Here is a 24,173-nt window from a genome sequence, read left to right as displayed (position 1 = left end):
GACGCAGTCTCCGGGTGCGCGCGCAGGCGCGGCAAGGGGTTTGCGCGGTCGTCGTCGGGACAGGGGAAGGCCTCCGGGGCGCGCGGTGCACGTGCGCGCCCCGGAGGCTCGGGTGAGTCAGACCCAGGTGGTCCAGTCGGACTTGCGGATCAGGCAGTGCACGCCCTTGACGGCGTCGACGACCTGGCTGACCTCGAAGTCGCCCGCCGCGGACAGGTACGCCAGCGCCACGGAGCGCGGGACACCGAACCGGCCGTGCAGGAACGCCACCGCGTTGCGCACGGCCTGGCGCATCGCCTCGTCGAGATCGGGGTCCATGCCGGTCGGGATCCAGTGGGTCGCGGTCTCGACGACGGGTGTGCGCACGCCGCCGAGGACCCCGGGCAGCTGCGCCGCAGGGATCACGCTGAGGCGGACCGTCGCGCGCAGCGACGCCTCGAGCGCGGTCAGCGCGACCTCGCCGTTGCCCTGAGCGAAGTGCGGGTCACCCGCGTAGAACAGGGCACCGTCGACCGACACCGGGAGGAAGAGCGTGGCGCCCACCCCGGCGTGCTTGATGTCGATGTTGCCGCCGTGCTCACCCGGCGGGACGGACGGGACGGGGTCGCTCGTCGCGGAGGCCGTGCCCATGAGGCCGAGGAACGGGTCGAGCGCGAACTGCACGGTGCGCCCGGAACCCGCGTCGATGAGCCCGACGTCGTACCCGTCGCGCGCCTCGACCCACGAGAAGTGGCTGACCGTGCCGTCGCTGACCATCGCGTCGACGTGCCGCGTGGGCGTCGAGTCCTGGTCCTCCGGGAACTCGCCGGCGAGCGCGCCGAACCCGTGCCGGTTGGACACGAACCCGTAGGGCACGCGGTAGGTGAGGTCGAGGACGTCGACGCGCAGCACGTCGCCGGGCCGCGCGCCGGCGACCGCGATCGGGCCGGTCACGACGTGCGGGCCGTCCTCGGCGGTGTTCACCAGACCGCTCGCGGCGATCTCGATCGCGTCGTCGAGCACGTCCACGTCGCCGAACTGGCGGATGTAGCGGGCGGGGTCCCGGCCCTGGTCGCCGAGCAGACCCTCGTGGGAGAGGGTGTCGATGGTGACCGTGGCGCCGTCGGCCACGCCGAGCACGGGGGAGGACTCCGCGTTCGGGAGCCAGCCCCAGCGGACCTCGTCGGCCCGCGACGGCAGGTAGTGCTCACCGAGCACGGGCCCCTGGCCCGGCTGCAGCGTGGGGAAGCCCGTCAGGGTCGTCGTGCTCATGCCGCACCTCCAGCAATCCCGACCACGAGGTCGATCTCGACGAGCGCGCCGACGGCGAGCCCGGTGACGCCCACGCACGTGCGGCTGGGCAGGGGGTCGTCGAACCAGGTCCGGTACTCCGCGTTGAACGCGTCGTAGTCGTCGAAGTCCGTCAGGTAGGCGCGGACCATGAGCGTGTCGCTCAGCTCGGCGCCGGCTGCGCGGACCACGGCCTGCAGGTTCGACATGACCTGACGGGTCTGCTCGACGAGCCCGCCGGCGACGAGCTCGCCCGTCGCGGGGTCCGTCGGCATCTGACCCGTCACGAACAGCAGGTCGCCGAAGCGCACGGCGTGGCTGAACGGGCCGACCTGCGGCGGCACACCGGCCGACGCGGGGAAGACGTGGTGCGTGCGCTGCGTGCTGGTCGGGCTCGTCGCGCTCGTCGTGGTTGTGGTGCTCATCGTGCTCAGACCTCCGCCGAGTCCATCGCGTTGACGAAGCGACGCGTCGCCTCGACCTGCGGGTTGCCGATCACCTGGTCCGCCGTGCCCTGCTCGACGACGACCCCGCCGGCCATGAACACGACCCGGTCGGCCACCTCGCGCGCGAACCGCAGCTGGTGGGTGGCGATGATCATCGTGAGACCGCCCTGGCGGGCGAGGTTCTGGATGACCCCGAGGACCTCGGCGACGAGCTCGGGGTCGAGCGCGCTCGTCGGCTCGTCGAGCAGGAGGACCTTGGGGTTCGAGGCGAGCGCCCGGGCGATGCCGACGCGCTGCTGCTGGCCGCCGGACATGTGGCGGGGGAGGGCGTCGGCGCGGTGCGCCATGCCGACCTGCGCGAGCAGCTCGTCGGCGCGGGCGTCGGCGTCCTCGCGGGACCAGCCGTGCACCCAGCGCAGGGGAGCGGCGACGTTCTCCCGGGCGGACAGGTGGTGGAACAGGTTGAACTGCTGGAAGACCATCCCGACGCCCGCATCGACGCGCTGGCGGGCGACGTGCCGTTCGACGAGCTCGTCGCCGCGCTCGCCGTAGCCGATCGCGGTGCCGCCGACGAGCACCGAGCCACCGTCGAGGCCCTCGAGGTGGTTGATGCAGCGCAGCAGCGTGCTCTTGCCCGAGCCCGACGGGCCGAGCAGGGCGACGACCTCGCCCTGGCGGATGTTCAGGTCGATGCCGCGCAGCACCTCGTTCTCGCCGTAGGACTTGCGCAGGGCGAACGCCTCGATGAGCGCGTCGCCGAAGCTGCGCGGCGGCGGGTCCGCGTGGGTCAGGGGCGCGGGGGTGCCGATGCCGGTGTCCGTGCGGTCGGGAGCGCGGCGGGGGTCCGCGTCCACGCTCGTCGGGACCGCGGTCGCCGGGCGGCTGAGGCGGGCGAACCACGTCCGCAGCGACGCCTGCGCGGGGCGGTCCAGGTCCAGCGCGCGCTCGACCGCGAGCTGGACCAGCGTGAGCGCACCGGTCAGGACCAGGTACATCGCGGCGGTCGCGAAGTAGATCTCGAAGTAGTCGAACGTCGCCGACGCGAGCTGCTGCGTGCGCAGCGTCAGCTCGGGGACCGCGATGATCGACGCGAGCGCCGAGTTCTTCATCGTCGAGATCGCCTCGCTGCCCAGCGACGGCACGATCGACCGGAACGCCTGCGGGCCGACGACGCGCGCCATGAGCATCGCCGGGCGCATGCCCAGCGCGCGGCCCGCGGCGACCTGGCCCGGGTCGACGCCCTTGATGCCGGACCGGAAGATCTCGGCGAAGAACACGGCCTCGTTGAGGGCCAGCGCAAGGCCACCTGCCACGAGCGGGGTCAGGGTGATCCCCGCCCGTGGCAGGACCGAGAAGACGAAGACGAGCTGGAGGATCAGCGGCGTTCCCCGGTACAGGGTCACGTACGCCCGGGCGACCCAGGTCAGCGCCTTGAAGCGCGTGAGCTGCATCGCCGCGAGGAACAGTCCGAGGACCATGCCTCCGGCGAAGCCCATCCCCGTGAGCCGCAGCGTGAAGCTGATGCCCTCCAGCAGGTAGGGAAGGGTCAGGTAGTGCAGGAACTCGCTCATGATCGGCGCGCCCTCCAGTCGTCGTTCTCGGTGGCCTGGCGGAGGGTCAGCCGACGCTGAGGATCGAGGGCTCGGCCACGGCGTTCTCGTCGAGCTTCCACTTGGTGGCGAGCTCGGCCTGCAGCCCGGAGTTCTGGATCTCGAGGAGCGCGGCCTGGACGGCGTCGCGGAAGGCGTGGTCGCCCTGCAGCACGCCGATGCCGATCTCGTAGTCGAGCATCACGGTCTCGGCGGAGTCGAGCTCGTCCGGGTGCTCGGCGATGTAGCCCTTCACCGTGTTGATGTCGTTCATGTACGCGTCGGCGCGGCCGGCGAGGATCGCCTGCACGCAGTCGGCGCTGGAGTCGAAGAGGCTGACCGTGGGGGCCGGCAGGCCGGCCTTCTCGCACTCGGGGCCCATGGCCTCGACGAGCGGGACCTCGACGTAGCCCTTGTTCAGGGCGACCGTGGTGCCGCACACCGAGGTGTCGATGCCGGTGATGCCCTTGGGGTTGCCGGTGGTGACGAGGATGCCGTCGAACACCTTGGAGTAGCTGATGAAGTCGACGCCTCCCTGCGCGCGCTCCTCCGTGGCGTACAGGTTCGAGACGATCCAGTCGGCCTGGCCGCTCGCGACGGTCGGGATGAGCTCGGCGAAGCCGACGGGGATGTAGTCGACCTCGAAGCCGAGGCACGCGCCGATCGCCTCGCCCAGGTCGATGTCGAACCCGATGTACTGGTCCGGGTTCTCGGGGTCGATGACCTCGTAGCCCGGGGTGTGGGGGTTGAGCGCGTTGGTCTTGGTGGTCCCGACGAGGTCGGGGTTCGTCTCGCGGAGGTCGACGCATGCCGACGAGTCCGCGAGGGACTGGTAGGCGCCGGCCGCGGGGGCGGCGGTCGTGGCGTCGTCAGTCGCGGAGCTGGAGCTGGAGCAGGCGGACAGGGCGAGGAGCGCGGCGAGGGCGCCGCTGGCCAGACCTGCCGTGCGGAGGGACTTCGAGGGGAGCATCGCGCATGCCTTCCGGTCGCTGAGCGGGGCGGCGCGGACCCTCCACGGACGGCGGGATGCGACGCCGCCGTTGGTGTCGTCGGTCGGCTGGTCTGACCGATGGAGCAGGAACGTAGCCCCAGGTCGTCGGCACGATCCAGACAGTTCGGACGCGGTAACGCACTGTTTACGCGACCGACCCAGAGCGAAACATTGGTCAGACCATCTGACCGAGATGCTGCTACCGTGCCGCCCACGCAGATCCGCTGCGACGCACGACGCACACCCTTCAGGAGCACCCGTGCCGACGCCCGTCCCACCGCTCGCCCGCAGGTCGCCGACCATCTCCGTGACTCTGGCCGCCCACCTCGAGCGGCTCATCGCCACCGGCGAGCTCGCCCCCGGCCAGCGCCTCCCCGGCGAGCGCGAGCTCGCCGAGCAGCTCGCCGTCTCCCGCGCCACGCTGCGCGAGGCGATGTTCGAGCTCGAGTCGAAGCACCTCATCGAGCGCCGCCCCGGGAGGGGCACCGTCGTCGTCGAACCCTCCGCCGAGCAGCGCGACCTGCAGGAGCTCACCGCCGCCGCTCTGGGCGGCGCCGAGAACGCCGACGCCGCCGAGCTGCGCCTCGTCGTGGAACCCTCCGTCGCCGGGCTCGCCGCTCGCCGCGCCACGCCCGCGAACCTGCTCCAGCTCCAGGACGTGCTCGCAGCGTCCGAGCCGCCCCTGACCGCCGCGCGCTCCGTCGAGGTCGACCTCGAGTTCCACCTGCTGCTCGCGCAGGCCGCCCGCAACCCCCTGCTCGTCACGCTGCACGGCCTCATGACCGAGTGGACGCTGCCCGTGCGCCGCCGCTCCCACGCCACCAAGGCCGGCCGCGCGCACTCGCTCGCCGGGCACCGCGCGATCTACGCCGCCGTCGCCGCGCACGACGCCGAGGCCGCCACCGCCGCGATGCGCGAGCACCTCACCGACATCCACACGCTGCTCAAGGAGACCTGATGCGGCGCGCCACCACCGCCGGTCTGTTCACCACCGGCCTGCTCCTGCTCACCGCCGCGACCGGCGCCATCGACGCCGTCAGCTACCTCGCGCTCGACGGCGTGTTCACCGGCAACATGACCGGCAACGTGCTGTTCCTCGCGTTCGCGCTCGTCGGCGTGCCCGACATGCCGCTGCTCAACAACGCGCTCGCGCTCGTCGGGTTCGTCGTCGGCTCGATCCTCGGCGGACGTCTCGTGCGCCGCGGGCACCCCGTCGGGCTGCCCGTCCGCAGCGCGTGGCTGCTCGGGGGTGGCGCCGCGCTGATCGCCGTGCTCGTCGTCGTGTGGCTCGTGGTGGGCGACCTGACGCCGACCGGTCAGGCCGTGCTCACCGCGGTCCTCGCCGCGCTCATGGGCGCGCAGGTCGCCGCCGTGAAGCCCGTCGGGAACACCGACATCACGACCGTCGTCGTCACCAGCACGCTCGCCAACGTCTCCCGCGAGAGCCGCCTCGGCGGCGGGCGGCAGACCCCGGGCCAGTGGCGTGACCGGTCGCTCGCGGTCCTGTCCATGGGCGTGGGTGCCGCCATCGGCGCGGCCGTGCTGCGCGCGGCCGACGGGCCCGTCGCGCTCGCCGCCTCCGGTGTCCTGTTCACCGCCGGTGTCGCCGCGCTCCTCGTCGCCCGGCGCGACCAGCGGCGGCGTCCGCGCGGCAGTGCCGACGTCCCGACGAGCGCGCGGGCCGACGAAGCGCTCGTCGGCCCCTGACACGACCGGACCTGCCTCCGCGCGTCTCCGGCTCAGCGCGCCGCTGCGGACCGGTCGAGGTCGGCGTTCGTCGCGACGACGCAGGCGTCGACCACCGCGCGATACAGAGCACCCGTCACGGCGTCGTACCGGGCCTGCGCCTCGTCGTCCTGCATCCAGACGTCGTTCCACGAGCCCATGCCACCGAACACCCACGACCGCGCGGCCACGCCGAGGAGGTGTCGGGCCTCGGGCGTGACCGGCGGGCACGGCGCCATGTCCGCGTGGTAGGGGATCTCGGCGTGACCCGACCGGGCCTGCTCGAGAGCTCCCGCGAACCACGTGGCCCACGAGTCGAGGTCCTGCTCACGCGCCAGCGCCTCCGCCGCCTCCAGGACGGTCGTCAGGCCCGCAAGAGCGGTGCCGACCGGGGCCCGCTGCGGGGGTGCCACCCCCTCCGCCCACGAGCCGACCAGCCGCACGTCCCAGATCCGGCGGTCCGCCCGGTGGGCGTCCCCCACCTCCCAGCGCGGCACCCACACGCTGGAGCGGCGGCCCGTCGCCAGCACAGCCCACTGGCCGCCGTTGGCGAACGCCGCACCGACGTGCGGTGCGAGTGGCCCGCGCACCCGGTCGGGGGTCGCCAGCCACAGCCGCTCGACCCCCTGCTCCCGCAACCAGCGGAACCACGTCGCCCCGTCCATCGTCGCGTCGCGCTTCCACCGCCGCGGCGGCGGCTCGACCTGGAACGCGCCGACGAACTGGAACGTCGAGCTCGTCCGCTCCAGCTCCGGCGGCGGACCCGACGGGTCCGCGAGCCAGGCCGATCCGTGCAGCGCCAGGGCGATCACGTTCGCCAGCTCTCCGTTCACGGGTCAGACCGTATCCGCCGTTGTGGGCCCGGCGTGCGGTCTTCCGCGACCGCCGCGCGGCACCGCCCCGCGTCGGCCGAGGTACCCGCGGCGGGCGTTGCGGGCCCTCGACGACCGGCGAAGAGTGCCGACATGCCGCGGATGCACTTGCTCGAACGCCGCTTCGCCACCTTCCACCGCACCCCGCTGTCCATACGCAGCGCCATGGCGGTCATCGTCACCGCGACCGCCGCGAGCGTCATCCTCGGCGGCGTCCTGGTCCGTGTCCTCGCGCCCGAGGACTTCGACGACCTCGGCACCGCGATGTGGTGGGCGCTGCAGACGGTGACCACCGTCGGTTACGGGGACGTGATCCCCTCGAACGGCATCGGCAAGGTGCTCGGCGCGATCTTCATGCTCGAGGCCATCGCGTTCATCGCGATCGTCACCGCCGCGATCACGTCCAGCTTCGTCGAGCGCGCCCGTCACGAGCGCCTGGAGGCCGGCGTCACCGACGCCCCGACAGCGCAGATCATGGAGCAGCTCGCCGCGATCACCGCCGAGCTCGAGGCCCTGCGACGGGCGGTCGAGCACGAACAACGCCCATAGGGTCGGGCGGCATCGCGAGCCCCCATCTCCTCCGCCAGCGTGGTCGGCGCGTGCCGTATCGTCAGGGCGCAGACGCGGTGGGGCGGTGCCAGCCGTCGGGCATCGACAAGGTGCTGTCCGTACTCCGAGTCGTCGACCGGGGCCTCTAGCTCAACTGGCAGAGCAGCGGACTTTTAATCCGCGGGTTGTGGGTTCGATCCCCACGGGGCCCACTGAGGTGTCTGCGCAGGTCAGGGCCGCTATTGGGGGCTCGGTAGGAGGTCCCGCTGGGCGACCATCTGGGCTGCTAGTCCGCATCTAGTCCGCACTTGGATCGCAACGGCCGTCCGCGCATGGCCGGACGCTGGGAGTCGGCGGCACCAGAAGGGGGCTCGCCTTCGCGAGGTCGGTGCTTCACCCGCTTAGGAGACGGTTCCGTGCGGAGCGCCCTCCCCGCACCCGCACGGTCAACTCGCGCCACGGAGACCTGTCGTCCGACCAGTCCAGCCACATGCTCACGTCAGCGACGTCGTCGAACGGTTCGACGGCCCAGTGCACGTCCGGGCGCGGTGCACCCGAGGAGCCGTGTGGCAGTCGGCACGTGAGCACGAGCGCTGTGTGGTTGTTGCGTGCCACCTCACGTAGCCACCGGACGCCGGCCAGCCGCTGCTCTCGGGTGTGGCTCCAGTGCTCGGGGCGCCACATCTCGTCCCACGTGTCGAGTACAACCACGTCGGCGCGCTCGCAGTCACCGTCCCAGGAGTTGTCGCCGAGGTTCGGGAGCGGAAGCCACGAAGCCAGACGAGGCATTGCCAGCGAGGCCTGAGGTTCGGTCTGGCCGACGCGGCCTGCGATCTGCTGCGCCTGTCGCGCCAGGGAGCGGCTCGGGACGTGGCCGTTGGCGAGGATCACAGTGCCGCTCGCTCCAGCTGCGGTCGCGAGCCTCGTGGCGAGAGTCGTCACCCCGACGCCCGTCGCACCCAGGACCGTCCAGACGGAACCGGGTGCAACCCCGCCGGTCACCTGGTCGATCCACTCGACGCCCCTCGACAGCGAGGGTGGACCCGGGGACACGAGCAGTTCGTCGACGCTGTACGACAAGCCACCCGCGACCATGGGGCCGTCGAAGTGGAGGGACGTCACAGCGATGACCGTCCCACCGCCCGCCGACAGTTCACCCGATCAGCGGCACCGCCTCACCCCGGCCGCGGGGACGCTTGCGCCATGAACGCGCCCGCCTCGCCCCAGCGCCACGACGTGCCCGATGACTGGCCGGCGCTCGACGCCGCCGTCCGGTACCAAGCGATCGCCCAGGCACTCGAGGCACTCTCGGGGGAGTCGCGGGCCGGGGCGGTTCAGAGGCTCGTCTCCTACTATGCGGTGGACGGCAACTACGCGGGCGCCAGCTTCGCGACCCTCCCGCCGGTCCAGCCGAGCGCCATCACTGCCACCGACCTGCACGCCACGTCGCTGCTCAGTGTCGACGTGGGACCGGGAGCGACAAGACGACTGCTGAACCCGTCGCCCGATCGAGATCGCGCGGTCGCGGTGCTGGGCAACCTGCCCGAGATCAACCTCGCCGACGCCGGCGCGGAGGTTCTCATCTCGATGGAGGAGTTCTATCGCTGGGTGAAGGGCGCGCTCTCCTCGCCGGCCGCCAAGGACCCGAATCCGTGGGTCACGGCAAGCAAGGTGTGTGCGCGCAAGCGCCCGCATCTGTTCCCAGTTCGGGATCGGAACGTGTGCGCCTTCTTGGGGGTCTTGGGGCTGAAGGACTTCCGGCTGGACTGGCTCGTGTTCCGCGAACTCGTGCGGAGTCCTGATGTCGCGCAGGAACTCGCACTCCTGCCCGCCCGGGTGCTGGCGGCCGCGGGCGAGCGCGCCGTCGTGATCGACGAGTCACCCCTGAGGCTGCTCGATGCGGCGCTGTGGACCCACACGGTCTGGACGGACTAGCCAGCCCAGCGTTGCCCGACCCCTGGACGTCGCGCCGAGGCTGCGCGGCTCGCCTTCCTCAGCGGCTCGGACCCGAAGCGACTCCGGACCTGAGCCGCCTGGTCTGCCGAGAGCTGCCAGCGCGCGTAGGGGATGCTCTGCCACCCCTGCTCCCTCGGCCAGTGGCGGATGCGCCGCGCACTGACGCCGAGCTCGCGCGCCAGCTCGGTGGGGGTGACGGTCTGCTCCATGCAACGACGATACGGCGAGCCTCCCGAGGTGCGGCAGGGGTCGGCGGTGCCCTGCGGGCAGACTGCTGAGCAGCCAACAGCGGCCCATCGACCGACTGGATGGCGAACGGCGTCGCGCGGTCTGCGAGTCCTAGGCCGTTGGCTGCACCGACGGCGCTTCCAGCCGCTCCACATCTGCAATTACTTCAGCGACGGTCTGATAACGAAGCCCCAGGTCGTTGATCGCGCACTTGTGGATAATCCTTCCCACGTCATCGCTGGCCGGCGGCAGAGACTCTCGGCCCTTGAAGATGTACGCAAGGACCCAGGCAATCGTGTACACCTCGTTAACGACCGCGTAGTCCTTGAAGGACTCCAGCATCGGGTCGACGAGCGTACCCTTCATCTCGGTCTGCGTCCGCGTGAACTCTTTCGACTGATCCTTGACGAGGCCGAAGTCCGAGAGCTTAACCAGCACGGCGCCAGCGTCGAACACCTTCACAAGCACGTTCTGAAGGCTGATGTCGCGGTGCAGGAGGCCCTGGTGATGTAGGAAGTTGATGCCGTACAGGAACTGCAGGGCGATGCGCTTCCGAGCGGCGAAGGACAGAGTCGAGTTTTTCCGGCTGACGTACTCACGCAGCGTCGTGTCGCAGTACTCCATCCGGTACTCATTGAGCGTCGCGTCGTACCTGTAGACCTCCACCACGTACGGGTAGCTCAAGCCCTTAAGGACCTCATACTCCTGCTTGAACCGCTCAAGGTCCCGCCCACCAAGACCCCTCTTCGCTCGCTTCACCGCGAACTGGATGCCGTAGTCGGGATCAAGGTATGAGTACACGTGGGCATAGGAACCGCTCCCCACCATCTTGAGTGGCACCGGCTTCGGCTGCTTCTCAAGCCTGATGTTGGACGCTGCGTAAACGAAGACCGGGTCGTAGGTGACGACTCGAATTGGATCGAAGTCGTCCGGCACGTGACTTCCGCCGCTCGGCGATAGCCAGGGCCGGCACCGTTCCAGCGCGTCTTCATACGGGCCGATCAACTCGACCTCACGGCCAGAACGATTCAGAAGGTGAAGTTCGGCCTCGATGTCGTCTATGAGCGTCAGCAAGTCCCGGCTGTTGTCTGCCCAGTAGTGATGCGTGGACTTCGCGCGGCCATTGATAGCAGTGAAGTGGTCGTTCAGCCGCTTGTGGAGAACTGCGAACATGTGGCCCCACTCGGGGTCGTCGTACAAGCGGGCAAAGCTCCGCGCAGTCGGCAGGGCCTCGTACTTCTCCCGAAGGTCGGCCAGCATCAGCTCCATCGGGTCGGTCACCGCATCCCCCGCTCACTCAGGCGTCGCTCCTCGTCATGATCGCATCGCAGCCCGACATCGCAGGCGGCTTTGGATGACAAGCGCACGATCGAGGAGCCCGGACGGGTCGACGGGGGGTCTGCTGCACGGATTGGTGACAGCGGGTAGTCACGCGGCCTGGGCGGCCGGTGCGGTCATGATGATCTCGTACTCGATGGGGGTCAACCGGCCCAGGCGGTCCTGCCGGCGCCTGCGGTGGTAGGTGCGCTCGATCCAGGTGACGATCGCGATGCGGAGTTCCTCGCGCGTGGTCCAGGAGCGGCGGTCCAGGACGTTCTTCTGCAACAGCGAGAAGAAGCTCTCCATGGCGGCGTTGTCCCCGGCGGCGCCGACCCGGCCCATCGATCCGACCAGGTCGTGGCGGTGCAGAGCGCGGACGAACTTCCTTGATCGAAATTGACTGGGTTCAACCGGTCGATGCAACACCTGCCCGTTGGAGCGACCGTAGCTGCTCATCGAGGACCTCGGCCGGTGTTCTCCAGCCGAGGACCTTGCGGGGTCTGCTGTTGATCGCGGCCTGGACGGCCAGGAGGTCCTCGGCCGGCCAGCGGGACAGGTCGGTGCCCTTGGGGAAGTACTGGCGCAGCAGCCCGTTGGTGTTCTCGTTCGTGCCGCGCTGCCAGGGTGAGTGCGGGTCGGCGAAGTAGACGGCGATCCCGGTGTCGATCGTGAACTGCGCGTGGGCGGACAGCTCCTTGCCGCGGTCCCAAGTCAACGACCGCAACAGCTCGGACGGCATCGTGGTCATCGTCGCGGTCAGGGCGTCCTTCATCGCGATGGCGCCGTAGCCGCCAAGCGCGGGCCCGTTCTTGACCGGTGGGACTGTCCCGTAGCCCTCGAGACGTGGCAGGTGGACCAGCAGGGTGTAGCGGCTCGTGCGTTCTGTCGATGCCGCGTGAAGACTGACCCCCTGGCGCCGAGCGAATGTTGACCCCCCTTCGCTGAAGAGTGGAGGAGTGATCACTGTGGAGGACTGGGCTGAGATCCGTCGGCTGCATCGAGCTGAGGGGTTGGGGATCAAGACGATCGCGCGCCGGTTGGGTATCGCGCGGAACACGGTGCGGGTCGCGTTGGCCGCGCACGAGCCGCCGAAGTACCACCGCAAGCCTGCGGGTTCGGCGGTCGATGCGTTCGAGCCGGCGATCCGGGAGTTGCTCGGGCAGTTCCCGGACATGCCCGCGACGGTGATCGGTGAGCGGGTCGGGTGGACGGGCTCGTCTTCGGTGCTGCGGGCCCGGGTCGCGTTGCTGCGCCCGTTGTTCCGCGGCGCGGACCCCGCCGACCGCACGACGTATGCGGCCGGGCATATCGTGCAGTGCGACCTGTGGTTCCCGGCCAAGGTGATCCCCGACGGGGCCGGGGCGTGGATCGCGCCGCCGGTGCTGACGATGGTCGCGGCGTACTCCCGGTTCGTGATGGCGGTCATGCTGCCCTCGCGGCTGTCGGGGGACCTGCTGGCCGGGATGTGGCAGCTGCTGGCCGGTCTGGGTGCGGTGCCCAAGACGCTGGTCTGGGACAACGAGGCGGGCATCGGTCAGCACAAGCGCCTGACGTTGCCCGCCCGGACGTTCGCCGGGACGTTGGGGACGCGGATCTATCAGACCGCGGCCCGGGACCCGGAGGCCAAGGGCGTCGTCGAGCGAGCCAACCAGTACTTGCAGACCTCGTTCATGCCCGGGCGCTCGTTCACCGGCGGCGTCGACTTCAACGCCCAGCTCGCGGCGTGGCTGCCGCGCGCGAACGAGCGCAAGGTGCGGGCCACCGGCGCCCGCCCGGTCGACCTGCTCGGCGCGGACCTCGCCGCGATGGGGGCCCTGCCACCGGTCGCGCCGACGAGCGCCCCACCGCTGCGGGTGCGCCTGGCGCGGGACTACTACGTGCGGGTCGCGGGCAACGACTACTCGGTGGACCCGCAGGTCATCGGCCGGTTCGTGGACATCCATCCCGGGCTGGACCGGGTCATGGTCACGTGCGCGGGGCAGGTCGTGGCCGACCACGCCCGGTCCTGGGCGTCCCGGCAGGTCATCACCGACCCCGCGCACGTCGCCGCCGCCGCTGAGCTGCGGACCGCGTTCAAGGACCGCTGCGCCGCGACCCGCGGCCCCGTCACCGCGACGGACGTGGGCTTGCGGGAGTTGAGCGACTACGACGAGATGTTCGCGTTGCCCGTCCCCGCCCCGCGCCCGAACCTGCAGGTCGTGCGGTGAGCGCCACCGGCAAGGACACCGCCGGGCAGATCACGTTCTGCGCCCGTGAGCTCAAGACCCCCGTGATCGCCGACACGTTCGCGACCCTCGGCGACCAGGCCCGCACCGAGGGCTGGACCCACGAGGAATACCTCGCCGCCGTCCTGGGCCGCCAGGTCGCCTCCCGAACCGCGAACGGCACCCGGATGCGGATCTCGGCCGCGCACTTCCCCGCAGTCAAGACCCTGGAGGACTTCACCTTCGAACACCTGCCGGCCGCACCCCGGGACGTGATCGCGCACCTGGCCACGACCACGTTCGTGGCACGCCGAGAGAACGTCGTGCTGCTCGGGCCACCCGGGACCGGCAAGACCCACCTCGCGATCGCGATGGGCATCAAAGCCGCCGAAGCCGCGTTCCCCGTCGCGTTCGACTCCGCGAACGGCTGGCTGACCCGCCTGAGCGACGCCCACGAGCGCGGCAACCTCGAGCGCGAGCTACGCCGCCTGAACCGCTACCGGCTACTGATCATCGACGAGGTCGGCTACCTGCCGTTCGACCCAGCCGCAGCCGCCCTGTTCTTCCAGCTCATCGCGTCCCGCTACGAGACCGGGTCCGTGATCGTGACCTCGAACCTGCCCTTCTCCCGCTGGGGCGAGACCCTCGGCGACGACGTCGTCGCAGCCGCGACCATCGACCGCCTCGTCCATCACGCCCACGTCATCCCCCTGGACGGTGACTCCTACCGCACACGCGCCCACCGCAAGACCAAGTAGTCAAGACCATCAGGGGGGTCAAAGTTCAACCAGCACCAGGGGGTCAAGATTCGCCCGGCGTTGACACGTTCCACGACGGTGCCGATCGCGGACCGGTTCAGCCCGATCATCAAGTCGCCCTCCCAGTGCCCGGGCACTGCCCGGTCCTCGGCCTCGGCGGGCCGCTCGGCCAGGACGACGTCAGCCGTGACGTGCCCCTGGGGCCTGTTGCGGGCCCGCTCCCGGGGCTTGCGCAGCGCCCGGCCGGTCCGCAGGCAGGCCACCAGCTCGCGCTGCAGCGCCCCGCGTCCCTGGATGTAGAGCGCCTGGTAGATCGCCTCGTGGCTGATGCGCATGTCCTCATCGTCGGGGAAGTCGATGACCAGCCGCCGCGAGATCTGCTCCGGGCTCCAGGCCGTCGCCCACCGCCGGTCGCTGCGGTGCGGCTTGTTCAGGCCCTTCCAGGTCGTCGCCGGCCCTGCCGCCAGCGTCCCGTCCGGTCGGCGCAACTGGCCGCTCAGCCGGACCTGGACGTACTCCTGCAGACGAGCGTTGATGACGAGCTTGGCTGGCTTGGGGCGCCGGGCGGCGGTCTGCGCCTTCCACTGCGCGACCGTCGCCCGGTACTCGGGCTTGCCGCCCCGGGTCGCCGCGTTGCGTCGCAGCTCCCGCGAGATCGTCCCCGGATCACGCCCCAGCTCGCGGGCGATCGCGCGAACACCAAGCCCGCGCGCTTTGAGAAGTGCGAGCTCCTCGCGCTCGTGGAACGACAGGTAGCGGCCGGTCGGCTCGGCCAGCGGCAACGGCGCCATCCCGCCAGCGTGACGAAACCACCGCGACCCGACCGGCCACGACACACCAACCCCGGCCGCGGCCTCCTCGGAACTCTTGCCCGCCGCGATCAACCGCCAGAACTCCCGCTCCACATGCCGAGCGGGAATCGGCCGCCCCGGTGAACGCATCGCCGGTCGCAACGCCCGGTCCGCCTGCTGCTGCCGTCGCACCACCTGACACCTCCGTGATCACGAGGTGTTGCGACGACCGGTTGAGTCCGCCTTGGCTGCCGCGGTCCGAATGCACCACGCACCCGGCCACGTCACCGCGCCGGGCGATGGCGTTCTCCAGTGCGGTGACGGCGATCCGGGACTTCATCCGCGAGTCGATCGAGTACCCCACGATGCGGCCAGAGAACACGTCCTTGATCGCACAGAGGTACAGCTTGCCCTCAGCGGTCCGGTGCTCGGTCAGGTCGGTCAGCCACAGCCGGTTCGCCGCGGTCGCGGTGAAGACCCGCCCGACCAGGTCGTCATGGACCGGTGGACCGACCTTCGTGCCCTTGCCGCGGGCCTTCTTCTTGCCGAACACGCTCCACCACTGGTTGTCCGCGCAGATCCGCCACGCGGTCCGGGTGGACATGACCTGGCCGGCGTCGTGGGCCTCCTCGGCCAGGTATCGGTAGCCGAACTCCGGGTCGTCGCGGTGAGCGTCGAACAGCGCGTTCGCCCGGTACGCCTGCGTCAGTTCGGCGGGGGTGACGGGGTTGGCCAGCCACCGGTAGTAGGGCTGTCTGGCGAGCTTGAGGACCCGGCACGTCACCGCGACGGGGATCCCGTCGCCGGCGAGCTCACTCGCGAGCGGGTAGAGCCTTTTCCCGGCAGGTTCGCCTGGGACAGGTAGGCCGCCGCGCGGCGCAGGACCTCGTTCTCCTGCTCCAGCAGCCGGATCCGCTTGCGCGCCTCGCGCAGCTCAACGCCCTCGACCCGGCTGGTTCCGGGCCGCGCGCCGTCGTCGACGTCGGCCTGTCGCATCCACTTGAACAAGGTCATCGGGTGGACCCCGAAGTCCTTGGCGATCTGCTCCACGCTGACACCGGGCTCACGGTTGCGGGCCACACGAACCACGTCGTCACGGAACTCGCGAGGGTAGGGCTTGGGCACGGCAACATCCTCCCCGGCCGCCGCAAGGCAAGCCAGATCAGGTGTCACCTATCCGTGCAGCATGACGCGTTGGCCGTATGGCGACGGTTGGCTCGTCAGAGCGGTGCATCTTCATAGTCGAAGAAGGCTGCCCTCGGCAGAATCTGCCTCTCGCGAAGGCTCTTCTTGTCTGCGGCGCTCAAGCGCGCGACCTCTGCAGCGTCGTTCCAGTTGTCGCTGATGGCAGACACGAGATGGTCGATGATGTCCCGAGCTTGTGCCGCGCTGAGCCCGTAGGTCTCCGACTCGCGTACCAGGGCCGCAAAGTTGGACACCTTCGCGCCGTGGTCGCCTCGCCCGAAAGCCATCGCCTGCTCGAATGTGTCTCCGGACCTTTGCCCGGGCGCGAGGTCGTAGGCAGGGGTCAGCTCCAGGTGCCTCCCGTCCCAGAATGCGGCGTGATTCCGGGCGTGGTCATCGTTGTTGCTGATGGCGATGTTCATCGCGATGCGCCGGAAAAGCTCAGGCCCGGGCTGAGCCGCATCCTTCGCGTACAGACGAAGCACATCGAGGATCTGCGGGTAGGACACGTACCGCGCGTACATCTCGTCGGTCTGCGCCATCGTCAGACCGGATACCACGTGGCGCCGTCCTCCTGTGGCATCTCGGTCGAACCGCCGGACAAGAAGAACCTCTTTACCAAGAGACGACACGACCTTGCTCTCAGGAACGTTGATACCCGCCCTGCGCGCAAGCTCAAGCATCGCGCCTTCGGCGTTCACCACTGAGAACACGCGATCGTCTGATGACGCGAACTTCGCGAGCCACTGGCTCCCATCGTCACTGGTGAGGGTCGCCTTCGGCCGTGCGCCTCCCAGGCTTGTGCCATGTATCAGCGCGGCGTCGAGGCCCGCCGATAGTTCGCCGCCCTCGTCGAGGATGATGGCTGCCTTGTGCAGCTCATCGAGGGTCGCCGAGTCATCCCGCGGAACGTAGGTCTCGCGACTGGCTTGGAAGTCCAGTGCTCCGAAGCGATTCGAGCTGGAACTCAGCATGTAGTCGATTTCGCTGAGGGAGTTCGGTGTGGCACCTCGTCGGCGTTCGATGACACCCCGCCCCCACCTGTCGGGACTCCCGTCCCTGAGGACGCCCGCTATGGTCAATCCATCTGCCGGCTCCTGGATGCCGGGGCGCAGCGGAAGCTCCGGCGCGAACAGACTGATGGCATCCGGCCTCGATCGGTACCTCAGCGCGTAGATGAAAGTGAAGAGCGGCCCAGCCTGGTCCACCCTCCCGGCCAGGACGGGCTCGGTCTGGCCTGGCAGCCACGTCCAGACATAGAGATCCTCAGAAGTCGTCATCGATGGTTCCTGCCTTCGACCGGCGAACACGGCTTGGGAGCAGAGCGAGCATCTCCTCGCCGCGTCGACGACGGATTGCGATCTCGGAGCGGTCTTCGATACCGAAGAGGGGGATGCCGACGAGGTCGGCCAGATCCATCATCGTGCCGACGGCGGTGCCACGGTGGCCGGCCTCTGCGGAGAGGACGGTCTGCTCCGAGACGTTCGCGCGGGCCGCGAGATCCTTGGCCGTCCAGGCGCGGTCGAGCCGACCGCGCCTGATGAGCTGTCCCCACACGCTGAGGGCGTCCTGCACGTGCGGTCGCAACGGGACAGTGCGCTTCGCCATCACAGACCTCCTTAAAACATATCCAGACGCCTCTAGAGATGTTTTATCATAGCAGTGACGTCGGCTCGTGAAGTGTCTCCGCGGTGCGGACCCGGTCTGCCGGGCGCCCCTCCGACCTGAGGCCGAGGCCCCCAGGGCGCCTTCACGCACGCGTCAAGCGCTCATGCAGGAGAAGGCCTGGCGCACATCAGGTCGCCGCTTGAACACGACGACCACTCGGGCGGATCGCGACCCCCTCGGCCGCAAGCGCACGGCGCACCGTCTGCTGGCTGACACCAAAGCGCAACCCCACCTCCATGAGCGTCAAGCCTTCGGAGTACAACTCGCCCGCTTCGGCGAGGTGCCGTTCATCCAGGCCTCGCGTGCGGATCGGGACTGACCGGCGGACAAGGTGGGCGGGGCCCTACCCCCGGATCTTGGACACGGGGTGTGATTACGCAGCGGTGGGCAGCGTAGTGGCCCGGCGGGCCTCGTAGTTGGAGGGGGACAGACTGGGTTCAACCGGTCGATGCAACACCTGCCCGTTGGAGCGACCGTAGCTGCTCATCGAGGACCTCGGCCGGTGTTCTCCAGCCGAGGACCTTGCGGGGTCTGCTGTTGATCGCGGCCTGGACGGCCAGGAGGTCCTCGGCCGGCCAGCGGGACAGGTCGGTGCCCTTGGGGAAGTACTGGCGCAGCAGCCCGTTGGTGTTCTCGTTCGTGCCGCGCTGCCAGGGTGAGTGCGGGTCGGCGAAGTAGACGGCGATCCCGGTGTCGATCGTGAACTGCGCGTGGGCGGACAGCTCCTTGCCGCGGTCCCAAGTCAACGACCGCAACAGCTCGGACGGCATCGTGGTCATCGTCGCGGTCAGGGCGTCCTTCATCGCGATGGCGCCGTAGCCGCCAAGCGCGGGCCCGTTCTTGACCGGTGGGACTGTCCCGTAGCCCTCGAGACGTGGCAGGTGGACCAGCAGGGTGTAGCGGCTCGTGCGTTCCACGACGGTGCCGATCGCGGACCGGTTCAGCCCGATCATCAAGTCGCCCTCCCAGTGCCCGGGCACTGCCCGGTCCTCGGCCTCGGCGGGCCGCTCGGCCAGGACGACGTCAGCCGTGACGTGCCCCTGGGGCCTGTTGCGGGCCCGCTCCCGGGGCTTGCGCAGCGCCCGGCCGGTCCGCAGGCAGGCCACCAGCTCGCGCTGCAGCGCCCCGCGTCCCTGGATGTAGAGCGCCTGGTAGATCGCCTCGTGGCTGATGCGCATGTCCTCATCGTCGGGGAAGTCGATGACCAGCCGCCGCGAGATCTGCTCCGGGCTCCAGGCCGTCGCCCACCGCCGGTCGCTGCGGTGCGGCTTGTTCAGGCCCTTCCAGGTCGTCGCCGGCCCTGCCGCCAGCGTCCCGTCCGGTCGGCGCAACTGGCCGCTCAGCCGGACCTGGACGTACTCCTGCAGACGAGCGTTGATGACGAGCTTGGCTGGCTTGGGGCGCCGGGCGGCGGTCTGCGCCTTCCACTGCGCGACCGTCGCCCGGTACTCGGGCTTGCCGCCCCGGGTCGCCGCGTTGCGTCGCAGCTCCCGCGAGATCGTCCCCGGATCACGCCCCAGCTCGCGGGCGATCGCGCGAACACCAAGCCCGCGCGCTTTGAGAAGTGCGAGCTCCTCGCGCTCGTGGAACGACAGGTAGCGGCCGGTCGGCTCGGCCAGCGGCAACGGCGCCATCCCGCCAGCGTGACGAAACCACCGCGACCCGACCGGCCACGACACACCAACCCCGGCCGCGGCCTCCTCGGAACTCTTGCCCGCCGCGATCAACCGCCAGAACTCCCGCTCCACATGCCGAGCGGGAATCGGCCGCCCCGGTGAACGCATCGCCGGTCGCAACGCCCGGTCCGCCTGCTGCTGCCGTCGCACCACCTGACACCTCCGTGATCACGAGGTGTTGCGACGACCGGTTGAGTCCGCCCAGGTAGCCGCACCAGGAGTGACGGCGGCGGGTGTTGTAGCGGACGAGCCACGTGAAGACCTGTCGGCGGCAGGTCAGCTCGTCGGGCCAGCAGGCGGCGTCTTGGAGGACCTCGCGCTTGATCGTGGCGTTGAACGATTCCGCCAGTGCGTTGTCGGCCGAGGAGCCGACGGCGCCCATGGACTGGGTGAGACCGAGCTTGCGGCACAGCTTGGCGTAGGCCTTGGAGCAGTAGACCGACCCGTGGTCGCTGTGGAACACGGCGCCCTTGAGGCTGCCCCGGGTTGCGGCGGCGGCCTTCAGGGCGTCCTCGACCAGCTCGGTGCGCATGTGGTCGGCGATCGCCCAGCCGACGAGCCGTCGGCTGTAGCAGTCGATCACGGTCGCCAGGTACAGGTTCGTGCCGTCCGCGATCGGGAGGTAGGTGATGTCCCCGACGTAGCGCTCGTTGGGGCGCTCGGCGGTGAAGTCGCGGTTGACCAGGTCGGGGTACTTCTGTCCCGACGGCTCGGGGATCGTGGTCCGCGCCCGGCGCTTCTTCACATAGCCCCGGATGCCCTCGACCCGCATCACCCGCGCGACGCGCTTGTGGTTCACCCGCTCACCGCCAGGACCGCTGTCGCCGAGCTGAGCGTTGAGCTCGACGGTGATCCGCGGCGCGCCCTGGGTGTTGTCGACGGCATGAATGGCCCTGATCCGCTCGGCCAGCGCGGCGTCCGCGGCCGCCTTGGCTCCGCGGGCAGGGGCCGCCTTGAGCCAGGCGTAGTAGGACGAGCGCTCGATCTCGACGAGCTCGCACAGTCGCTTCACCTCGAAGGTGGTGGAGTTGTCGGCGACGAACTGGAAGCGACTCACCAGCGCGTCTCCCCGGCGAAATACTTGGCCGCCCGCTGCAGGATCTCCCGCTCGGTCGTGAGCTTGGTGGTCTCGACCTCGAGCTCGTTCACCCTGGCCTCGAGCCGGGCGATCTTCTGCTCCGGCGTCTCCCCGGCCGGCGCGGACGACCTCGCCGGGGACGTCTTGGACTGCAGCGGGCTGGAGGTCAACGTCCCGTCAGCGGCGGTCTTCTTGCCGGTCCCGTAGACCTCGAGCCAGTGCCGCAGCGTGCCGCGCACAATGCCGAGATCCTCGGCGATGCCGCGGACCGTGGCGCCCGGGATGGACTCGTACAAGTCGACAGCCTGACGACGGAACTCCTCGGAGTAGTTCTTCCTGGCCATGGTTCCTGAATCATCTCGCTTCCCCAGCAGATGCTGGATTCAGCGTGTCCAAGAACCGGGGTCAAGCCCCGCGGCCGCCGTGCGACGGTGCACGCCGAACCGTTCACCCAGTTCCACCAGTGTCGCGCCCGCCTCGTAGAGGGCCGCCAGCTCGTCCACCTGCGTCGGGTTCAGAAGGGTTTGAGTCATCCCAACTGCGCGCACCAGCCGCCCTCGCAAATCCACCACGGACGGCTCCAGCGGCCTCCGATCCCGTCGGTAGACTCCCCGCGACCTCCGAGAAGCCACCGTTTTCAAGGCCGAGCAAGGGTTCTCGAACTCTCTACGGAGGTCCACCTGACCTCGGGTTTTTCCTGTCCTTTGTTTCGAGTCACGACTCAGAGTCGCTCTCACCGCGATCGATGACCGCTGCGGGTGGAACCGCCCGGGAGGGTGAGCGCACCGCCCGCTGGCGACGTCAGGCGTGGCGCAAGCGCAGGGTGAGCGTGCGGGTCTGCGGCCGCAGAAGGTGGTCGGGCCACACGTCGGGACCGCAGGCCCGGGAGCCGAGCCCGTTCTGGGCGGCGTCGAGGTAGAGGTACGTGCGGCCGGTGTCGGGCAGCTCGTGCGGGTGACGCGCCGCGTCGAGCTGCTGCGCGGTGTGCCGGGTGAGCGTGAAACCGGGCCTGCGGCCGCTGGTGTCGGCCGCGGCGTCCACCTGGAGCCACGCGGCTCCGCCACGCGTGAGCGTGAGTGTGCGCAGGTCGCTGCGGTGGCCGCTCTCCTGAGGTCTGGAGTAGCGCTCCGTGAGGTCGTCGATCGCCGCCGCGAACCGGCCGACCCGGGCGGCGTGGCGGCTGTCCGGGTAGGACTCGCGCGGCCCGGTGCCGAACCAGGACGCGCCGTCGACGTCGCCCGGCAGGTCCAGGCGCAGGCCGATCCGGGGCCAGACCATGTCCCAGCCCCGGCTGGGCTCGATCTCGGCGCGCAGCCACAGTTCGTCGTCCACCAGGTGCCATCGCTCGTCGGTGACGACCGTGGCTGCCTGGTCCGCAGCGGACCAGCGGCGCCGGAGGTGCACCGTCTCGCGCGTGGTGCGGACGAGCTCGACCCGGGCGGTGAGGCGGTCGAGGCCCGCCGCGCGCCAGATCTGGTCGTAGGGGGGCGCGGGCACGCCGTTGCCGTTGTTCTCCCAGGGGTCGGCCAGGTCGTACGAGCCGCCGCCCTGGCCGCGGTCGTTGTCGGTCGGGCCTCGCCACAGCTCGAGCCGCGGCCCGGACACCGGCTGGCCCGCGAGGCGTACCAGGCGACCGTGCGCGAACTCGGCGGGCCCGAGGGTGAGGAGCTCGGCGGGTGCGGCCGCCACCTGCGCGGGCATCACGAGCCGTGGCGCGGTGAGGCCTGCACGCCGGGGGGTGAGGGCGTGCTGCGTGAATACGATGCCGTGCCCCGCGGGCGCCCAGGGGGTCGCCTCGCGCAGCTCGGCCTCGACGGTCAGCCAGACCTCGCCGGTGGTCGGCACGGCGAGCTCGGGGAGCGGGACGGTCGCGGTCGCACCGGCGGCGACGACGGCGTCGAGCACGCCGGTCGCGGTCGGGACGCCGTCGGCCTCGACCCGCCAGCGCAGGACCAGGTCGCTCGTGTCGGCGGCGTGCCGGCGGTTCGTCACAGTCAGCGCCAGGCCGCTCGCGTCGTCGGAACGGCCGATCACGGCCAGACGCACGGGCGCCACCACCTGCTTGTACTCGAACAGGCCGGGCGTCGGGGTCGAGTCGGGCAGGACCATGCCGTCCATCACGAAGTTGCCGTCGTGCACGACCTCGCCGAAGTCCCCGCCGTAGCCGAAGAACTCCGTGCCGTCGGCGGCGCGCGTGCGCACGCCGTGCTCACGCCACTCCCAGACGAACCCGCCGTGCAGCCGCGGGTGCTGCCAGACGAGGTCCTCGTACTGGTCGATCGCCCCGGGACCGTTGCCCATCGCGTGCACGTACTCGCACAGCAGGAACGGCTTGGTGCGCTGGCGGGCCGACTCCGCTGCGGTGCACCCGAGCAGCAGCGAGCGCGGGCCGTCGCTGCCGATCGCGGCGGTCTCCGGCACCGAGGAGTACATGCGCGAGTACACGTCGGTGTAGGCGCCGGTGTGGTCGCCCTCGTAGTGCACCGGGCGCTCGGGGTCGCGGGCGTGCACCCAGGAGGCCATCGCGGCCAGGTTCTGGCCCGTGCCGGACTCGTTGCCGAGCGACCAGATCACCACCGACGGGTGGTTCTTGTCCCGCTCGACGGTGCGTTCGATCCGGTCGAGGTACGCGTCTCGCCACGCCGGGTCGTCGCTCGGGTTGCCCGCCCAGCCGACGCGCTCGAAGCCGTGCGTCTCCAGGTCGCACTCGAGGATCACCCAGAAGCCGAGCTCGTCGGCGAGGTCGAGCAGGCGCGGGTGCGGCGGGGCGTGGCTGGTGCGGATCGCGTTCACGTTGAACCGCTTCATCAGGGCGAGGTCCTCGCGCGCCCACTCCTCGTCGAAGACGCGTCCGCGGTCGGGGTGGGTCTCGTGCCGGTTGACCCCGTGGAACACGACCCGTTCGCCGTTCACGAGGAACCGGTCGCCGTCGATGCGCACGGTGCGGAAGCCGAGGCGCAGCGAGAGAGTCTCGGCGGCGCTCGACACGGTCGCGCCGTACAGCCGGGGGACCTCGGCCGACCACGGCTCGACGGCGTCCACGCGCACCGGTGCGACGTCCGCGGGCGACGACCACTCGACGTCGACGCCGAGCTCGGGGACCCGCAGGGTGATCGGGTACGACTCGTCGGCCGCGGTCAGCTCCGCCGTGACGAGACCCGAGCCGTCCGGCTCGACGCCCGCCCGCAGCCACACGTCCTCGATGCCGCCGACCGGGCGCGCCTGCAGCGTGACGTCGCGGAAGATCCCGGGCAGCCACCACTGGTCCTGGTCCTCGAGGTAGCTCGCCGCGGACCACTGGTGCACGCGCACGACGAGGACGTTGGTACCGGGCCGCACGGCCGCGGTCACGTCGAGCTCCTGGGCGAGTCGGCTGCCGGACCCGACGCCGATCTCGGTGCCGTTGACCCACACCTTGTACCGGGACTCGACGCCCTCGAAGCGCAGCACCACCGCCTCGGCGTCGGACCACTCGTCCGGGACCTCGAAGCTGCGGCGGTAGTCACCAGTCGGGTTCTCGTCGGGCACGTGCGGCGGGTCGAGCGGGAACGGGTACTGCACGTTGGTGTAGATCGGCGCGCCGTGGGGTCCGCCCGCGGGCAGCACCCAGTGCGACGGCACGGGGATGGTGTCCCAGGCGCTGTCGTCGAACGACTCGAGGGCGACGTCCTCGATGCCCTCGCCCGCGGGGAGGACGCCGTGCCCACCTGGCTGCCCCGGTGCGCCGGGCAGCAGCCGGAAGCGCCAGTCGCCGCCCAGCGACAGGGTCGGGGCGTCGGTGTGCAGCCAGGAGCGCGGGCGGCGCCGCGCTCCGGTGCCCGGTCCGCGATCGGTGAGATATCCGGTCATGCCGTGACCGATCCTTCCA

19 protein-coding genes, 1 tRNA gene and 4 pseudogenes are annotated in these 24,173 nt (G+C 70.4%); 7 read left to right on the top strand and 17 right to left on the bottom strand.

Going from position 1 to position 24,173, the window contains the following annotated elements; all coding sequences use genetic code 11:
• Positions 1 to 117: 117 nt before the first annotated feature.
• The 4 genes from CBP52_RS10620 to CBP52_RS10605 are packed head-to-tail and all read right to left on the bottom strand — an operon-like array spanning position 118 to position 4,274.
• The gene (locus CBP52_RS10620; protein ID WP_094180916.1) at positions 118 to 1,251 is read right to left on the bottom strand and encodes an acetamidase/formamidase family protein; all 1,134 of its coding nucleotides are present in this window, start codon (positions 1,249 to 1,251) and stop codon (positions 118 to 120) included.
• Entirely contained in the window at positions 1,248 to 1,694 is a 447-nt protein-coding gene (locus CBP52_RS10615) for a RidA family protein (protein WP_094180915.1), read from the bottom strand. Before CBP52_RS10615 ends, CBP52_RS10620 begins: the two co-directional genes overlap by 4 nt.
• Before the next feature lie 5 nt (positions 1,695 to 1,699).
• Entirely contained in the window at positions 1,700 to 3,286 is a 1,587-nt protein-coding gene (locus tag CBP52_RS18725) for an amino acid ABC transporter permease/ATP-binding protein (protein ID WP_094180914.1), read from the bottom strand.
• 46 nt (positions 3,287 to 3,332) lie between these two features.
• A complete protein-coding gene (locus CBP52_RS10605) occupies positions 3,333 to 4,274 on the bottom strand; it encodes an ABC transporter substrate-binding protein (RefSeq protein ID WP_094180913.1) in 942 nt (313 codons plus the stop codon).
• Between the two features lie 328 nt (positions 4,275 to 4,602).
• Here CBP52_RS10605 and CBP52_RS10600 point away from each other — a divergent pair, with 328 nt between their 5' ends.
• Together CBP52_RS10600 and CBP52_RS10595 are read left to right on the top strand one after the other, a co-directional pair.
• The gene (locus CBP52_RS10600; protein ID WP_232514444.1) at positions 4,603 to 5,253 is read left to right on the top strand and encodes a FadR/GntR family transcriptional regulator; all 651 of its coding nucleotides are present in this window, start codon (positions 4,603 to 4,605) and stop codon (positions 5,251 to 5,253) included.
• Positions 5,253 to 6,002 (top strand): YoaK family protein, encoded by a 750-nt coding sequence (locus tag CBP52_RS10595; protein ID WP_094180911.1) that lies wholly within the window; start codon positions 5,253 to 5,255, stop codon positions 6,000 to 6,002. The genes CBP52_RS10600 and CBP52_RS10595 overlap by 1 nt, the downstream gene beginning before the upstream one ends.
• A 32-nt stretch (positions 6,003 to 6,034) precedes the next feature.
• Here the strand turns inward: CBP52_RS10595 and CBP52_RS10590 are convergent, their stop codons facing one another.
• Positions 6,035 to 6,853 (bottom strand): hypothetical protein, encoded by an 819-nt coding sequence (locus CBP52_RS10590; protein WP_094180910.1) that lies wholly within the window; start codon positions 6,851 to 6,853, stop codon positions 6,035 to 6,037.
• 132 nt (positions 6,854 to 6,985) lie between these two features.
• On the opposite strand from CBP52_RS10590, the gene CBP52_RS10585 reads away from it, so the two are divergent.
• Both CBP52_RS10585 and CBP52_RS10580 read left to right on the top strand, forming a co-directional pair.
• Positions 6,986 to 7,441 (top strand): potassium channel family protein, encoded by a 456-nt coding sequence (locus tag CBP52_RS10585; protein WP_094180909.1) that lies wholly within the window; start codon positions 6,986 to 6,988, stop codon positions 7,439 to 7,441.
• 139 nt (positions 7,442 to 7,580) lie between these two features.
• Positions 7,581 to 7,653: transfer RNA gene (locus tag CBP52_RS10580), tRNA-Lys, on the top strand.
• A 181-nt stretch (positions 7,654 to 7,834) separates the two neighbouring features.
• Here the strand turns inward: CBP52_RS10580 and CBP52_RS10575 are convergent.
• Positions 7,835 to 8,563, bottom strand: coding sequence for a hypothetical protein (locus CBP52_RS10575; RefSeq protein ID WP_094180908.1), 729 nt, complete (start codon positions 8,561 to 8,563; stop codon positions 7,835 to 7,837).
• 81 nt (positions 8,564 to 8,644) lie between these two features.
• Here CBP52_RS10575 and CBP52_RS10570 point away from each other — a divergent pair, with 81 nt between their 5' ends.
• The gene (locus CBP52_RS10570) at positions 8,645 to 9,376 is read left to right on the top strand and encodes a DUF6308 family protein (RefSeq protein WP_157732576.1); all 732 of its coding nucleotides are present in this window, start codon (positions 8,645 to 8,647) and stop codon (positions 9,374 to 9,376) included.
• A gap of 360 nt (positions 9,377 to 9,736) precedes the next feature.
• Here the strand turns inward: CBP52_RS10570 and CBP52_RS10560 are convergent, their stop codons facing one another.
• From CBP52_RS10560 to CBP52_RS10550, 3 genes and pseudogenes are all read right to left on the bottom strand, one after another.
• Positions 9,737 to 10,906 carry a protein kinase family protein gene (locus tag CBP52_RS10560; protein ID WP_094180905.1) on the bottom strand — a complete coding sequence of 390 codons (1,170 nt, stop codon included), beginning with the start codon at positions 10,904 to 10,906 and terminating at the stop codon, positions 9,737 to 9,739.
• A gap of 147 nt (positions 10,907 to 11,053) precedes the next feature.
• A pseudogene (locus CBP52_RS10555) lies at positions 11,054 to 11,347 on the bottom strand (integrase core domain-containing protein); the annotation flags it as partial.
• Between the two features lie 4 nt (positions 11,348 to 11,351).
• Positions 11,352 to 11,828: pseudogene (locus CBP52_RS10550) on the bottom strand (IS30 family transposase); the annotation flags it as partial.
• Positions 11,829 to 11,901: 73 nt separating this feature from the next.
• On the opposite strand from CBP52_RS10550, the gene istA reads away from it, so the two are divergent.
• Positions 11,902 to 13,152, top strand: a complete 1,251-nt coding sequence (gene istA / locus CBP52_RS10545) for an IS21 family transposase (RefSeq protein ID WP_094180904.1) — start codon at positions 11,902 to 11,904, stop codon at positions 13,150 to 13,152.
• Positions 13,149 to 13,907: an IS21-like element helper ATPase IstB gene (istB, locus tag CBP52_RS10540; RefSeq protein WP_094180903.1), complete on the top strand. Its 759-nt coding sequence runs from the start codon at positions 13,149 to 13,151 to the stop codon at positions 13,905 to 13,907. Before istA ends, istB begins: the two co-directional genes overlap by 4 nt.
• 44 nt (positions 13,908 to 13,951) lie before the next feature.
• On the opposite strand, the pseudogene CBP52_RS10535 reads toward istB, so the two are convergent.
• The 8 genes and pseudogenes from CBP52_RS10535 to CBP52_RS10490 form a co-directional block, all read right to left on the bottom strand.
• Positions 13,952 to 14,689: pseudogene (locus CBP52_RS10535) on the bottom strand (IS30 family transposase); the annotation flags it as partial.
• Entirely contained in the window at positions 14,574 to 15,482 is a 909-nt protein-coding gene (locus tag CBP52_RS18240) for a DDE-type integrase/transposase/recombinase (RefSeq protein WP_232514443.1), read from the bottom strand. The gene CBP52_RS18240 and the pseudogene CBP52_RS10535, both read right to left, overlap by 116 nt.
• Complete coding sequence (locus CBP52_RS17925; RefSeq protein ID WP_198303432.1) at positions 15,479 to 15,823, bottom strand: transposase; 345 nt, start codon at positions 15,821 to 15,823, stop codon at positions 15,479 to 15,481. Before CBP52_RS17925 ends, CBP52_RS18240 begins: the two co-directional genes overlap by 4 nt.
• Positions 15,824 to 15,918: 95 nt before the next feature.
• Positions 15,919 to 17,163 carry a type II toxin-antitoxin system HipA family toxin gene (locus tag CBP52_RS10515; protein ID WP_094180901.1) on the bottom strand — a complete coding sequence of 415 codons (1,245 nt, stop codon included), beginning with the start codon at positions 17,161 to 17,163 and terminating at the stop codon, positions 15,919 to 15,921.
• Positions 17,150 to 17,491, bottom strand: coding sequence for a helix-turn-helix transcriptional regulator (locus CBP52_RS10510; RefSeq protein ID WP_094180900.1), 342 nt, complete (start codon positions 17,489 to 17,491; stop codon positions 17,150 to 17,152). The genes CBP52_RS10515 and CBP52_RS10510 overlap by 14 nt, the downstream gene beginning before the upstream one ends.
• Before the next feature lie 497 nt (positions 17,492 to 17,988).
• Positions 17,989 to 19,335: an IS30 family transposase gene (locus CBP52_RS10500; protein WP_232514423.1), complete on the bottom strand. Its 1,347-nt coding sequence runs from the start codon at positions 19,333 to 19,335 to the stop codon at positions 17,989 to 17,991.
• 94 nt (positions 19,336 to 19,429) lie between these two features.
• Positions 19,430 to 20,649 (bottom strand): annotated as a pseudogene (locus CBP52_RS10495) (IS3 family transposase); the annotation flags it as partial.
• 457 nt (positions 20,650 to 21,106) lie between these two features.
• Entirely contained in the window at positions 21,107 to 24,154 is a 3,048-nt protein-coding gene (locus CBP52_RS10490; RefSeq protein WP_094180899.1) for a glycoside hydrolase family 2 TIM barrel-domain containing protein, read from the bottom strand.
• Positions 24,155 to 24,173: the final 19 nt, after the last annotated feature.

The organism is Cellulomonas sp. PSBB021 (assembly GCF_002240455.1).
Lineage (GTDB): Bacteria > Actinomycetota > Actinomycetes > Actinomycetales > Cellulomonadaceae > Cellulomonas > Cellulomonas uda.
The sequence above is the reverse complement of the archived record's forward strand: the minus strand, read 5'-3'. Positions and strand labels throughout refer to the sequence as shown.